Origin of the sequence: Bradyrhizobium sp. CCBAU 53340 (genome assembly GCF_015291645.1) — a bacterium.
Taxonomy (GTDB): domain Bacteria; phylum Pseudomonadota; class Alphaproteobacteria; order Rhizobiales; family Xanthobacteraceae; genus Bradyrhizobium.
In genome coordinates, this window is record NZ_CP030055.1 from 3,612,564 (window position 1) to 3,626,013 (window position 13,450).

At 62.9% G+C, this 13,450-nt stretch carries 12 protein-coding genes and 1 tRNA gene; 9 read left to right on the plus strand and 4 right to left on the minus strand.

What is annotated here, in order from left to right; genetic code table 11:
- The first annotated feature begins 218 nt into the window (after positions 1-218).
- The 4 genes from XH89_RS17095 to XH89_RS17110 all read left to right on the plus strand — a co-directional run bounded on the left by XH89_RS17095 (position 219) and on the right by XH89_RS17110 (position 3,863).
- Positions 219-1,079: a site-specific integrase gene (locus XH89_RS17095; RefSeq protein WP_128943944.1), complete on the plus strand. Its 861-nt coding sequence runs from the start codon at positions 219-221 to the stop codon at positions 1,077-1,079.
- A 9-nt stretch (positions 1,080-1,088) separates the two neighbouring features.
- Positions 1,089-2,267, plus strand: a complete 1,179-nt coding sequence (locus tag XH89_RS17100) for an IS91 family transposase (RefSeq protein ID WP_194462004.1) — start codon at positions 1,089-1,091, stop codon at positions 2,265-2,267.
- Positions 2,268-2,680: 413 nt separating this feature from the next.
- Positions 2,681-3,620, plus strand: a protein-coding gene (locus XH89_RS17105) for an IS630 family transposase (protein ID WP_371825163.1) whose coding sequence is annotated in 2 segments (ribosomal slippage) — positions 2,681-3,016 and positions 3,018-3,620 — 939 coding nt in all. Because the reading frame shifts where the segments join, the coding sequence is not laid out codon by codon here.
- Positions 3,621-3,647: 27 nt separating this feature from the next.
- Positions 3,648-3,863, plus strand: a complete 216-nt coding sequence (locus tag XH89_RS17110; protein ID WP_194468125.1) for a hypothetical protein — start codon at positions 3,648-3,650, stop codon at positions 3,861-3,863.
- A 91-nt stretch (positions 3,864-3,954) separates the two neighbouring features.
- Here XH89_RS17110 and XH89_RS17115 read toward each other — a convergent pair.
- Positions 3,955-4,047, minus strand: a tRNA-Ser gene (locus XH89_RS17115).
- Between the two features lie 661 nt (positions 4,048-4,708).
- Here XH89_RS17115 and XH89_RS17120 point away from each other — a divergent pair.
- A complete protein-coding gene (locus XH89_RS17120) occupies positions 4,709-6,244 on the plus strand; it encodes a porin (RefSeq protein WP_194468126.1) in 1,536 nt (511 codons plus the stop codon).
- 558 nt (positions 6,245-6,802) lie between these two features.
- Here XH89_RS17120 and XH89_RS17125 read toward each other — a convergent pair.
- Positions 6,803-9,271 (minus strand): transglycosylase SLT domain-containing protein, encoded by a 2,469-nt coding sequence (locus tag XH89_RS17125; RefSeq protein ID WP_194468127.1) that lies wholly within the window; start codon positions 9,269-9,271, stop codon positions 6,803-6,805.
- A gap of 242 nt (positions 9,272-9,513) precedes the next feature.
- Between XH89_RS17125 and dapA the strand changes: the two genes are divergently transcribed.
- The 4 genes from dapA to XH89_RS17145 are packed head-to-tail and all read left to right on the plus strand — an operon-like array spanning position 9,514 to position 11,998.
- Complete coding sequence (gene dapA, locus XH89_RS17130) at positions 9,514-10,404, plus strand: 4-hydroxy-tetrahydrodipicolinate synthase (protein ID WP_194468128.1); 891 nt, start codon at positions 9,514-9,516, stop codon at positions 10,402-10,404.
- Positions 10,405-10,462: 58 nt separating this feature from the next.
- Complete coding sequence (gene mscL / locus XH89_RS17135; RefSeq protein ID WP_194468517.1) at positions 10,463-10,876, plus strand: large conductance mechanosensitive channel protein MscL; 414 nt, start codon at positions 10,463-10,465, stop codon at positions 10,874-10,876.
- Between the two features lie 59 nt (positions 10,877-10,935).
- Positions 10,936-11,409, plus strand: a complete 474-nt coding sequence (gene smpB / locus XH89_RS17140; RefSeq protein WP_024341117.1) for an SsrA-binding protein SmpB — start codon at positions 10,936-10,938, stop codon at positions 11,407-11,409.
- Positions 11,410-11,413: 4 nt separating this feature from the next.
- Entirely contained in the window at positions 11,414-11,998 is a 585-nt protein-coding gene (locus XH89_RS17145; protein WP_194468129.1) for a peroxiredoxin, read from the plus strand.
- Here the strand turns inward: XH89_RS17145 and XH89_RS17150 are convergent.
- Together XH89_RS17150 and XH89_RS17155 are read right to left on the minus strand one after the other, a co-directional pair.
- Positions 11,995-12,669: a uracil-DNA glycosylase gene (locus tag XH89_RS17150; RefSeq protein ID WP_194468130.1), complete on the minus strand. Its 675-nt coding sequence runs from the start codon at positions 12,667-12,669 to the stop codon at positions 11,995-11,997. The genes XH89_RS17145 and XH89_RS17150 overlap by 4 nt on opposite strands.
- Positions 12,650-13,300: an NYN domain-containing protein gene (locus XH89_RS17155; protein ID WP_194468131.1), complete on the minus strand. Its 651-nt coding sequence runs from the start codon at positions 13,298-13,300 to the stop codon at positions 12,650-12,652. Before XH89_RS17155 ends, XH89_RS17150 begins: the two co-directional genes overlap by 20 nt.
- Positions 13,301-13,450 lie beyond the last annotated feature (150 nt).

Sequence of the window (13,450 nt, forward strand, 5' to 3'; positions counted from 1 at the left end):
ATCGCATCCGGCCCCGTGTTTTCACGGAGCGATTGGGTTGCGTTGAATCAAGTTCCCGCGTCGTGCCGCCATCTAAAGCGGGATGGGGTTAGGTTGAATCGATTTGGGATTGAACGAAGCCGCTGGCGCGGCATGTAGGGAGTCATAGCAAGGATTGCCTCCTGTCTGAGAGGATTGCGGGTTTTCGCAGCCCAACCCTTTAGACAGGAGGTTTTCCGATGGCTGAGATCAGCCCACTTCGCCGCCGCATGATCGAGGACATGACGGTCCGCAATCTGTCACCGGCGACGCAGCAATCCTACCTCAACGCCGTAGCGAAGTTGAGCCGATATTTCGGTCGTTCTCCCGACCGCCTCGACCTGGAGGATATCCGTGCCTTCCAGGTTCATCTGGTTGCGACGGGGATGTCCTGGCCGGCGCTGAACCAGATCGTCTGCGCACTGCGGTTCTTCTACGGTGTGACGCTTGGTCATGACACCGTTCCGGAGCGCATCGCCTATGCGCGTAAACCGCGCAAACTGCCGGTCGTGCTGAGCGCCGACGAGGTCGTGCGCTTCCTGGAAGCGATCCCAAGCCTCAAGAGCCGTACCGCGTTGACCACCGTCTATGCCGCAGGCTTGCGCGTATCGGAAGTGGTCCTCTTGAAGGTTGTCGACATTGATAGCCAACGGATGTTGATCCGGGTCGAGCACGGCAAGGGCGGCAAGGACCGTTACGTTATGCTCTCGCCGCAGCTTTTGAGGATTCTGCGGACGTATTGGCGGCTCACTCGGCCAAAACGATGGCTATTTCCCGGCCGCGACGACGAGCGTCCGCTCGTCCCGAACGTGCTGCACGCCGCCTGTCGTTCAGCCTGTGCTGCGGCTGGCTTGAGCAAGTCGGTGACAGTGCATACGCTGCGGCACACATTCGCGACCCATCTCCTGGAGAACGGGGCCGACGTGCGCATCATCCAGGTGCTGCTCGGCCATGCCAGTCTGGCCAGCACGGCGCGCTATACCCAAGTCGCCACAAAGACCATCAGCAATACGCCAAGTCCGCTTGACCGACTCCGCCTGGAGGTCGTGCCGCCCGGCTGAGCGGACCTGATGGCTCCGGTTCTGGAAGTGGCGGATATCTTCTGCCGCCACGGCGAAGCGTTTCGGCAAGCCCGTGCCGAGCATTTGGGCCGCGTCGAGCGGCGCGTCATGGGCGCGATCACGGCATGCCGGACGGCTGTGCTCGGCGGCCACGTCGAGCAGTGCGATGACTGCGGCGCCACACGGATTGCCTACAACTCCTGCCGCAATCGGCATTGCCCGAAGTGCCAGGGCTCGGCGCGCGTGCAATGGCTCGCCGAACGACAGGCCGAACTCCTTCCCGTGCCGTATTTCCACGTCGTCTTCACCATGCCGGCCCCCGCCGGAGAGATAGCCTTTCAGAACAAGGCCATCGTCTATGCCATCCTGTTCCGCTGCGCGGCCGAGACGCTCGCCACCATCGCGGCCGACCCCAAGCATCTCGGCGCTCAGCTCGGTGTGACCGCCGTCCTCCATACCTGGGGCCAGACGCTGCAACACCATCCGCATATCCACTGCGTCGTGCCTGGTGGTGGACCTTCACTCGACGGCACACACTGGGTCGCTTGCCGGCCCGGCTTCTTCCTGCCGGTGCGCGTCCTCTCCCGGCTGTTCCGCCGTCTGTTTCTGCTAGAGCTCCAAGCTGCCTTCGCGGCTGGCCAGTTGGGCTTCTTTGGCGATCTCGTCCATCTCGCCGATCCCGCCGCATTCGCCGAACGCCTCGCTCAACTTCGACGGACCGACTGGGTCGTCTATGCCAAGCCGCCATTCGGCGGGCCCGAACAGGTGCTGGCTTATCTCGGCCGCTACACGCATCGCGTCGCCATCGCCAACAGTAGGCTGATCTCGCTTGCCGACGGCAAGGTGAGCTTTTCCTGGAAGGACTATCGGCAGAATCGTCAAGCCAAAGTGATGACGCTTAATGCCGATGAGTTCATTCGTCGCTTTCTCCTCCACACCCTGCCGGACGGCTTCCACCGCATCCGCCACTATGGCTTCCTCGCCAATGGCGGACGCAACGATAAAATCGCCCTCTGCCGTCAACTCCTTGCTGTCCGCAACGCTCCGACTGATCAAGAAGCCGGCGACGATCCCCTCACCAAATGTGAGATCCCCGTCTGCCCGCATTGTGGCGGCACCATGCGGCGCGTCGATGTCGTCCCACGAGCCTGCGCCCGCGACCATCCGTTTCGTTGTGATACGTCATGACCAGCGCCTGCACTATCCACCCCTTCCGTGATCACCTTCGCGGTGGCAACGTCCGAAGTCGCCGTGGCCGCGCTCGTCACCGCTCACCCCGCCAATCGTTCGGCCGCGCATCCCAGCGCAACAAATCCCTCGCGGCATCGCGCCCACTGCCCGATCAATCGGGCCGCTCACACCTGCTCAATGTCTCGCCGACGCGCGGCGACCACAGGCGCACCTTCTCCGCAACTGCACCGGCTGCACTATCGCCATAGTGCCCGCAACTCCGCGGCTTCGTTCAATCCAGCTTCTATGAGGTCGCACGCTACGACTGCGCGCGCGGCTTAAGTCTGCCCCGCGACCTCACAGAACCCTCAAGATTCCCAAATCAGCGTATTCCTGATTCACCATGCTGGCTGGGCAGGAGGCCAGCATGGATGGGCAAGCCTTACTCTTTGGATCTTCGAAAGCGCGTCGTGGCTGCGATCGAGGGCGGGATGTCCCGTAATCAAGCTGCCAGGCAGTTTGGAGTGGCGATCAGCACGGCCATCGGCTGGATGCAGCGGGTCGAGGAGACCGGCAGTGTTGAGCCTGGCCAGATGGGCGGCCACAAGCCGAAGGCAGTCTCGGGAGAGCATGCGGTCTGGCTGTCGCAGCGGATCAAGGACGGTGATTTCACCATACGCGGGCTCGTTGCCGAGCTTGCTGGACGCGGCCTGAAGGTCGACTACCACTCGGTCTGGGACTTCGTGCATGCCGAGAAGCTCAGCTTCAAAAAAAAGCGTGGCGGCTGGCGAACGCGATCGTCCCGAGGTGGCGCGGCGGCGAGCCCAGTGGGCAAAGTATCAAGGTCGCGTCGAAGCTGAGCGGCTGGTCTTCATCGACGAGACCTGGACGCGGACCGATATGGCCCCCTTGCGGGGATGGGCGCCGCGCGGGCACAGACTTCCCGCCAAGGTTCCCCACGGCCGCTGGAAGACCATGACCTTCCTGGCGGCCCTGCGCCACGACCGGATCGATGCGCCATGGTTCATCGAGGGGCCGATCGATGGCGTGAGCTTTCGCACCTATGTCGAGAAGGTTCTTCTGCCCGTCCTTCGACCCGGCGATATCGTTGTCTTGGACAACCTCGGCAGCCACAGGAGCAAAGCAGTTCGCCAGCTCATCCGTTCGGTCGGAGCCAGACTCTTCTTCCTGCCAAAATACTCGCCCGACCTGAACCCGATCGAACAAGTCTTTGCCAAGCTCAAGCACCTGCTCCGCAAAGCGGCCGCGCGAACCGTCGACGCGGTCTGCGCCGCAATCGGCCACGCACTCGACGCCTTCACACCTGAGGAATGCGCCAACTACCTGAAAAATTCAGGCTATCGAACTTAATGCCATCACGCTCTAGATACGCGCGGCATGAGTGAGCCCGACAGGAATGGTCTGAGCCCCTGGCTGCCGATTCAGATCGCGCCTGATGATTGCGATCTGGAACTCGGACGGCCGCACAAGACCGGCATTCTGCCGCTCACCTTTCCATGCCGCCGCAAGGCCGGTGTCTGGTTCAATGTCTGGGCGGACGAGGCCGTGCTGATATCGCCCTCACACTGGCGAATCTGGCGATCCCGGATCTAGGTGGGCACACATATATAAGGAGTGAGCGAATCAGGCTGGGTTCAGCCGCGCGGCTTTCACCTGGAATGCACAGGCCGCGATTCTGCTGGGGTGGCGGAGAGAGAGGGATTCGAACCCTCGATACAGCTTGAGACCGTATGACGCTTTAGCAAAGCGTTGCCTTCAGCCACTCGGCCACCTCTCCGGTGCGAGCCTTATGCATCTAATTGCTTGGGCCGGTCAATTTGGAAGCGCGTGTTTTCGTTCAAATATTCCCAACGAATTCCGCGGGGGTGGGGTGTCCGCACTGATTCCCCGATCTCCCGAGGGGCTTCCCCCCTTATAAAGTCTTCATGCCGCGCATCCGGTGCTGCTGGATTGCACCTGTCCTGCGGGGGATCACCGACCATTACGGGCCATTACACATCCCGTTGGGTCTTCGTGCCGATTCCACGATTCGAGCGCCTCAGAACCGCGTGTGTGCGTAAGTCGGCTCGCCAGCCATCAGACCGGGAACTTTGGGGGCAAAAGGAACCGGTCAAAAAAGATCAATAAGAACAATGTGTTGCGAGTGTCGTTCGATCACATCTGCGTGTTATTTGTGCAACACCCGTCGGAAAACACGCTTCATAGGCCCGGTTCGGAGCGTTCTCTTGTTGTGTGTGCAAGGACGTTCGGTAATTGTGAACGGGCGACGGAGGGGGGCATCCCAAGGTCGTCCCGTTTAGGTCTTTCGCTTAAGTCCCTCGCGTTCATGCGGGTGTGTCCGAAGACGCGAAGGTGACCAAGGCGGTGATTTAGAGGGGGTTGGGGAATTGGCCATTCGGGTCAGTGACCTTCCCTGAAGAGCAACTTGGAGGTTTAACATGAAGTTGGTTAAGAGCCTTTTGCTCGGCTCAGCGGCGGGTCTGATCGCCGTGGGCGGAGCACAGGCAGCCGATCTCCCCGTGAAGGCCAAGGCGGTCGAATACGTGAAGATCTGCTCCCTGTACGGTGCGGGTTTCTACTACATCCCGGGCACCGATACCTGCATCAAGCTGGGTGGTTACCTGCGTGCTGACGCCGCGATCCATGCGAGCGACTTCAACGGCTATTTCAGCGGCACGGGCGGCGCCGAAAACCGTCTGTCGAACTACTACACCCTTCGCGCCCGCGAAGACCTCAACATCGATACGCGGACCGCGACCGAGTACGGCGTTGTGCGTACGTTCGCTGATCTGACCTTCTCGTGGACGACCGGCGGCTACAGCGGCACGGCTGCTGGCGCGACTGGCTATGACGTCATTTCTGGTACGACGTCGTCTGCGCCGGGCAATGCCACGGGCGGCGGTCTCGCTGGCGGTTCGCTTGGCGTGTACTACGCCTTCATCCAGTTCGCTGGCTTCACGATGGGTAAGGCTGTTTCGCAGTTCAGCGCTCCCTGGACCAACTATCCGGCCAACAACTTCGATGGTCTGGTCGGCAATGGTGGTACGGTCACTGGTGTTACTCAGTTCAGCTACACTGCTGACTTTGGCCAGGGCATGACCTTCACGGTGTCGGCGCAGGATCCGACGGTTTACTACCAAGGCGGTGTCGTCAACGCGTCGCTTGCGACGTCGGCGGGCATTGTCGGTGGTTCGCTGGGCGGTTCCGCCTACGGTGGAACGAGGTCGCCTGACTTCGTCGCGATGTTCCGCGCCGATCAGGCTTGGGGTCTGTTCCAAGCGTCGGTTGCCGCGCATGACAACCACGTTGCCTACTACGGCGCGACCGAGACGACGGGTCACCCCGATGACAAGTGGGGTTGGGCTGGTCAGTTGGCCTTGTCGATCAAGAACATTCCGACTGGTGCGGGCGACACGATCAACATGTCGGGCGTCTACACCAACGGTGCAAGCTTCTACAACTTCCAGGATCTGGCACCGCACGCTTGGTCGATGTTCGGAGGCACTGGCCTCGCTGGCGCATACCAGAGCGTTGGCTTTGCTACCGTGACCGACAGCGTGTTCATTCCTGGCTCCGGCCAGGAGCTGACCACGACCTACGGCTTCAGTGGTGGTTACACCCACAACTGGGATCCCTACTGGAACACGACGCTCTACGGTTCGTACGGTGCGGTTCGCTACAACAGCAATGCCAAGGGCTTCATCTGCGGCGGCGCTGCCATGGTTGCCTTGTTGACGGCGGGTTCGACCTGCAACCCGGACTTCAACTACTGGGTGATCGGTACGAAGACTGGCTGGACTCCGGTCAAGAACCTGACGTTCTCGGCCGACGTCAACTACGCGGAGATCGACACCAAGTACGCGGGCTCGGTCGCGTATGCGGGTTCTGCCGTTACCGCCAAGCCGGCTGCGATCTACGAGATCAAGAACCAGGGCACCGTCTCGCTGCTGCTTCGCGCTCAGCGCAACTGGTAAGTTCGGTCTAACGACCTGACGAGAGAGCCCCGGCGGGAAACCGCCGGGGCTTTTCTTTTGTGGCAGAACGACAGACCTGGGACGCAAGACGACTTGCTTTCGGCTCCCGAAAGAAAAGAGGCCGCCCAGCGCGGCGGCCTCTTCGAAGTTCGAATCTCCGATTGTCCTTGTTTCAGATCCGGGGCGGCAATAGTCGCCACCTTCGACGCCGGTCCAGCTCCAGTTCCATGCTGTTGTTGCGGCACGCGTCATAGGACGCGAAGTTGAGAGCGTTTCGACAGTTTTGCACGGCGCTCCCGAACAATGAGCGGTCGACATAGGGGCCGTTGCTTGTTTCGGCTGCTGTCGTGACGGGGCGGCGCTCGTTGGTACGATCGAAAAGACAGCAAGCGCTAGAACAGATGTTGCAAACATCTTCATAGCTTTCCCCCCTTTTGTTTTCCGGACTCCAGACGCCCGTCCCAAAAGCGGAGAGTAGCAAGGCGAGTTCGCCCGTCGCACTCATCTGGGCGCGTCAGTTCGTTGGGGGAGCATGCGGCCGTCCGAGAGAGGAGGGTGCTATTCCACGCTGCCGGTGCCGCGACGCAAATCGGCCTCGATCTGCAACCGCGTGCCGCCGCCGAAGCGGGCACGGTAGACCTGAAGATTCTCCATGATCCGCTGCACGTAATTGCGCGTCTCGGAGAACGGGATCAGCTCGACCCAGTCGACTGCGTCGATCTTGGGATCGCGGGGGTCGCCGTAGCGGTCGATCCACTTCTTCACGCTGCCGCGGCCGGCGTTGTAGGCGGCAAACGTCATGATGTAGGAGCCGCGATAGTCCTCGAGCAGGCCGCCGAGCTCGGCGGCGCCGAGCGTGGCGTTGTAGGACGAATCGTTCTTCAGCCGCGACAGGTCGTAGGTCGCTCCGTGCCGCTTGCAGACATAGCGTGCGGCATCAGGGGTGACCTGCATCAGGCCATAGGCCTGCGCCGGCGAGACCACGGAGGGGTTGAACGCGCTTTCCTGCCGCGCGATGGCGTAGACGATGCTGCGCTCGACCTCCGGGCCGATCTGGCTGAACTGCGGAATGCCGTTGACGGGGTAGGCGTAGAAATCGAACGGCAGCCCGCGATTGAGCGCGGCCTTGCCGACCAGCAGCATGCCCCGCGCATCGCCGTAGCGCTGGGTCAGCTCACCGAGGCCGGCCAGTGCCTCGGGGTCGCCGTTCTCGCCCATGTCGGCGAGCATTGGCACGGCGAGTTCGCGCTCGTCGAGCTCGTAGAGCAAGTGCGCCGCGCGCACGATCTCGAGCCGTTCGGCGCCACGGCCGCGCGGCTGGCTGTTCAGCTCGATCTGCGGCAGGCCGAGCTTTGCGCGCGCGAGCTGGCCGTAATAGCTGGTCGACTGCTCGGCGGCGCGGGCATAGGCGTTGCGCGCCTCCTGCTGGCGACCGGCGGCTTCGGCGGCGCGGCCCTGCCAGTAACCGGCACGCGCCAGCGTGGTCGGATTGACGCTGCCGACGCCGATGCGGGCAAAGTGCTGGGCGGCCGCCGCAGGATCGTTGAGGAAGCGTAGCGCGATCCAGCCCGCCGTGAACTCCTGCTCGGTCTTGTAGATGTCGCGCGAGGGCAGCGCCGCGTCGCGCGCGATCAGATAGGCGCTGCGGAAATCCTCGGTGTCGATCATCTTGCGGGCCAGCAGGCGCCGCTCGATCCACCATTCGTCGAGATTGTAGAGCCGGTTCGGGTCCTTCGGCGCCGACAGCATCAGCTGGGCCGCTTCAGGAAACTTCTCTTCGCGGCGCAAGAGCTGGATCTTGCTGAAGATGAAGCCGGGATCGCTGTGCAGCTCGCGCGGCACCTCTTCGAGCAGCGCGCGCGTGTTCGGCGCCTTCTTGAAGGAGGCGATACGGGCCCTGGCGAGCGCGACATAGCCGGCGCCGAGCCGCTTTGCCGCGCGCAGCGCCGCCTCGTGCTCGCTGCCATAGAGCAGCGCATCCATCCGCGCTTTCTGGTCGCCCGGTGTCAGCAGGGCGCCGAACTGATCGAGCGCGTTGTTTTCGGTCTCCTCCGACATCGGGTCGTTGCGCCAGGCCTCGCGCACCAGCCGCTCGGCATTGGCGCGATCGCCGCGCGCCAGCATTGCCTTGGCGAGCACGAAACGGCCCTTGGCCGACACAGGAGATTCGTTCTCGAACCACGACCACGCAACTGAATCGTCACGCCTGTCGTCCCACATCGCGGCTTCAAGACGGCGGCGCAGGAAGGTCTGCGACGGCCAGCTCGGATTGGCCGAGAGGAAAGCGCGGTAGCGCTCGACGCTCGCGCCGTTGTCCTCGCTACGCAGGATGATCCATTCCGCCAGCTTTCGCGCGACAGGATCGGAAATCGAATCTGCGTAACTGGTGGCATCGCCCGGCTTGCGCTTGCGCACGAGCTCGATGACGTTCTCAAGCGTGTCCTTGTCGGCTTGCGACGTCGACGAAGTCGCAGCGACGGCGGCCGGCGTGACCGGCTTGCGCGGCGCGGCGTGCTGACGGGTCGCAGGCGCGAGCACGGGCGTTGCGACAGGCCTGGCGGTGGCCGGAGCCGGGGCGGTGGGTCTGACGGTGGCCGTCACCGCCGGTGCCGCCTGATGCGTCGGCGCGTTGGATGCCGGTCGCGATTTCGGTGTGGAGGCGGCGGCAGCGGGCTTCGGCTTGTCCTTCGCGGCATCCTTGCCGGCAGGTTTCTTCGCGGCGTCCTTGGCCGTCGCTGGAGCGGCTCCCTTACTTGCACCCTTGGCGCTGTTCTTGGCGCTGTCCTTTGCGGGGTCCTTGCCCGCGCCCTTGAAGGTCTCCTTGGCTGCCCCCTTGGCCGTGTCCTTCGCGGGCTGCTTGGCGGCTGGCTTTGTGGTTCCCTTCGTCGCTTGCTTGGCCGGTTCCTTCGCGCCGTCCTCGGTCGTCTCGCTGGACTTGGCCAGGGCAGCGCAGCCAATCGAAAGGCCGGCCACCAAGCATATGGCCAGACCGGCGGATCGCCATACGGCACGGGATAAGGAGGTCACGGAGGTTCGTCGCCCCGAATCAGTCAATTGGCTCAAGACCTATCTGTACAAGATCTGGCTGTATTTGATTGAATATGCGGACAAAATACCAACAGTCGCTTACCGTCGCCGGGTTTGCACCACCACCGCGGCAAAATCGCGGCCTAAACGGTGCGTCACGCAGATGCAGGTCTTTTACGGGCGGGTGAGACCCGATATGAGAGAGGCTTGCTCTAAAATCTCGCCGCGTACGGAGGAAGTCCATGGCAGCCAAGACGAAATTCCGGGGATCGTTCACCGCCTTGGTCACGCCGTTCAAGAACGGCTCGCTGGACGAGGCGGCGTTCCGGTCGCTGGTCAACTGGCAGATTTCCGAGGGCACCAACGGCCTGGTCCCGGTCGGCACGACGGGCGAGAGCCCGACGCTCAGCCATGACGAGCACAAGAAGGTCGTCGAATGGTGCATCGCTGAAGCCAAGGGACGCGTGCCTGTCATCGCGGGCGCCGGCTCCAACTCGACCCAAGAAGCGGTCGAGCTCTCCCAGCACGCCGAGAAGGCCGGCGCGGACGCCGTACTGATCGTGACGCCCTACTACAACAAGCCGACCCAGGAGGGCATGTACCAGCACTTCAAGGCGATCAACGACGCGATCGGTATTCCGATCATCATCTACAACATCCCGCCGCGCTCGGTGATCGACATGTCGGTCGACACCATGAAGCGGCTGTGGGAGCTGAAGAACATCGCCGGCGTCAAGGATGCCACGGCCAGCATGGTGCGGGTGTCGCAGCAGCGCGCCGCGATGGGCGAGGACTTCAACCAGCTCTCCGGCGAGGACGCCACCATCATCGGCTACATGGCGCATGGCGGCCATGGCTGCATCTCGGTAACCTCGAACGTCGCGCCGCGCCTGTGCGCCGAGTTCCACGCGGCTTGGGCGAAGGGCGACACCAAGGCAGCGCTCGCCATCCACGACAAGCTGATGCCGCTGCACAACAATCTCTTCATCGAGAGCAATCCGGCTCCGATCAAGTACGCGATGTCGCTGCTCGGCAAGCTCGACGAGGCGCTCAGGCTGCCGATGGTGCCGGTGTCCGAGCCGACCCGCGCTGCCGTGCGCAGCGCGATGGTTCACGCCGGCCTGGTCAACTAAGCGGTCACAGACCGCATCGACCGGTTCACGACGAAGCGTCGAAGGATAGGGGATGGCCATGCTGAAGGAATTCCGCGAATTCGCGATGAAGGGCAACGTCGTCGATCTCGCCGTTGCGGTCGTCATCGGTGCCGCCTTCGGTGCCATCGTCACGTCGATGGTCAACGACGTCATCATGCCGATCATCGGCGCAATCACCGGCGGCCTCGATTTCTCCAACTATTTCATCGGACTCTCGAGCAAGGTCACGGAGCACAATCTCGCCGATGCCAAGAAGCAGGGCGCGGTGCTGGCTTATGGCAGCTTCCTCACCCTGGTCGTTAACTTCGTCATCGTCGCTTTCGTGCTGTTCATGGTCGTTCGCACCATGAACCAGTTCAAGCGCAAGGAAGAGGTCAAGCCCACAGAGCCGCCGAAGCCCTCGGCGGAGGTCGTGCTGCTGACCGAGATCCGCGATCTCCTCAAGAAGTGACGCGCGCGCTTCATCCAATCTGTTAGATTCGCTGCGTATCTGGATCAGGTTTGTCTGCCATGGCCGATAAGAACGAACGTCCGATCAAGGTCATGGCGGAAAATCGCAAAGCCCGCTTCAACTACGCGATCGAGGATACGATCGAGGCGGGCATTGCGCTGACCGGAACCGAGGTGAAGTCGATCCGCAACGGCAAGAGCACGATTGCGGAATCCTATGCCGACTCCAAGAACGGCGAGATCTGGCTGATCAACGCCACCATTCCCGAATACCTCCAGGGCAACCGCTTCAATCACGAGCCCAAGCGCCCGCGAAAGCTGCTGCTGCATCGCCGGCAGATCAACAAGCTGATGGGCGCGGTCGACCGCGAGGGCATGACGCTGATACCGCTCAAGCTCTATTTCAACGAGCGCGGGCGCGCCAAATTGCAGCTCGCGGTTGCAAAGGGCAAGAAGCTGCATGACAAGCGCGAGAGCGAGAAGAAGCGCGACTGGAGCCGGGAGAAGGGCCGGCTGATGCGGGCGAGGGGATGACGGGATGACGACTCAGAGGAACTTGCTCGAGGTCGATTGGAGCCAGATCCCTGCGCCCAGAGACGATGGCGGGGCTGCGCACCTGAAGGGCCTGACGCTGCCGGCGATCAGCCTGCTCGCGACTGACGACACCTCGGTCAATCTGTCGACGCTCCCGGGCCGCACCGTGGTATTCGCCTATCCGCGCACCGGCGAGCCCGGCAAGATCGGGCTGGTCGACGACTGGGACATGATCCCGGGCGCGCGGGGGTGCACGCCGCAGACCTGCGCCTTTCGCGACTTGTTTGCCGAGCTGAAGGCCGCCGGTGCCGCGCAGGTGTTTGGCCTCTCGACCCAGAGCAACGAATACCAGACCGAGATGGCCTCGCGCCTGCATCTGCCGTTCCCCGTGCTTTCGGACGAGAAGCTGGCGCTCACGCGCGCGCTCAATCTGCCGACCATGGAGGTCGCGGGCCTCACGCTGATCAAGCGACTCGCGCTTGTTGTCGACGATGCCAGGATCACACATGTGTTCTATCCGGTGTTCCCGCCCGATCGGAACGCCGGCGACGTGCTGGATTGGCTGAAAGCCCATCCGGCGAAGGTTTAGTCGAGGCCGGCTTTCACCTTCGCGAAGACGCTGCGGAACATGTCCGTCGTCAGCACGCCCGTATTCGTGTTGTAGCGGGAGCAGTGATAGCTGTCGTACAGCTTGAATCGACCAGCCTGATGCACGGCGCCGTGGCCGAATGGCGCTTGCGAGGCCTTCAGCCCGAGCGGCTTGAGCACGCTGTCGTGCGCAATCCGCCCGAGTGCGACGATTGCGCGCAGCTTCGGCATCGTTTCGAGATTGGCGACGAGAAACTGGCGGCAGGTATTGATCTCGACCGGCAGCGGCTTGTTCTGCGGCGGCACGCAATGCACCGCGTTGGCGATCCGGCAGTCGACCAATCTCAGGCCGTCGTCGGGCCGGGCCTGATAGCTGCCCTTGGCAAAGCCGTATTCGAGCAGCGTGGCGTAGAGCAGGTCGCCGGCATAGTCGCCGGTGAACGGCCGGCCCGTACGGTTGGCGCCCTGCATCCCGGGCGCAAGGCCGACGATCAGCAGGCGGGCCGTGATGTCGCCGAAAGGCGCAACCGGGGCATTGTGCCAGGACGGCTCGCGCGCGCGGTTCGCCTCGCGAAAGGCGACCAGGCGCGGGCAGAGCGGACAGTCACGGTCGGGGGCGAGGGCGGGAGGCTGGCGGCTTGACCGTGCCGCCTCACTCCTCGAAGTCGTCATCGCCCCTTGTCGGCGCCATCGTGGTCGCGCGCTGGAGGAACTGCGGGGCGTGATGACGACCCTCACCACGCTCGCCGCGGTCGCGCGGGGCAGGCCGCTCGGACGGGTCGCGGCCGAGCTTGGACTGCAGCTCGACGAGGTCGGTGAAGACGTCGGCCTGGCGGCGCAGCTCGTCGGCAATCATCGGCGGCTGGCTGGCGATGGTGGAGACGACGGTGACCCGCACGCCACGGCGCTGGACGGCCTCGACCAGGGAGCGGAAGTCGCCGTCACCGGAGAACAGGACCATCTGGTCGATGTGCTCGGCGAGCTCCATGGCGTCGACCGCGAGCTCGATATCCATGTTGCCCTTGACCTTGCGGCGGCCGGAGGCGTCGATGAATTCCTTGGTCGCCTTGGTGACGACGGTGTAGCCGTTGTAGTCCAGCCAGTCGATCAGCGGGCGGATCGAGGAGTATTCCTGATCCTCGATGATGGCGGTGTAATAGAACGCCCGGAGCAACGTCCCGCGGCTCTGAAATTCCTTCAGAAGGCGCTTGTAGTCGATGTCGAAGCCCAGAGTTTTCGCCGTCGCGTAAAGATTGGCCCCGTCGATGAAGAGCGCGATCTTGTTGGTAGGGGAAGGTGACATTCAGTTTGCTCGCGTAGTGTGTTCGTGATTGATCGTTTTATTGTTGGCGCGGCGGCAGCAAGCCGCGCAGTTCAAATGGCTGCCGAAACCCGTCGAAACCGCAAATCCGGAGAAGTCGGGGCAATCAAGGTATAGTTATGGCGGCGCTGC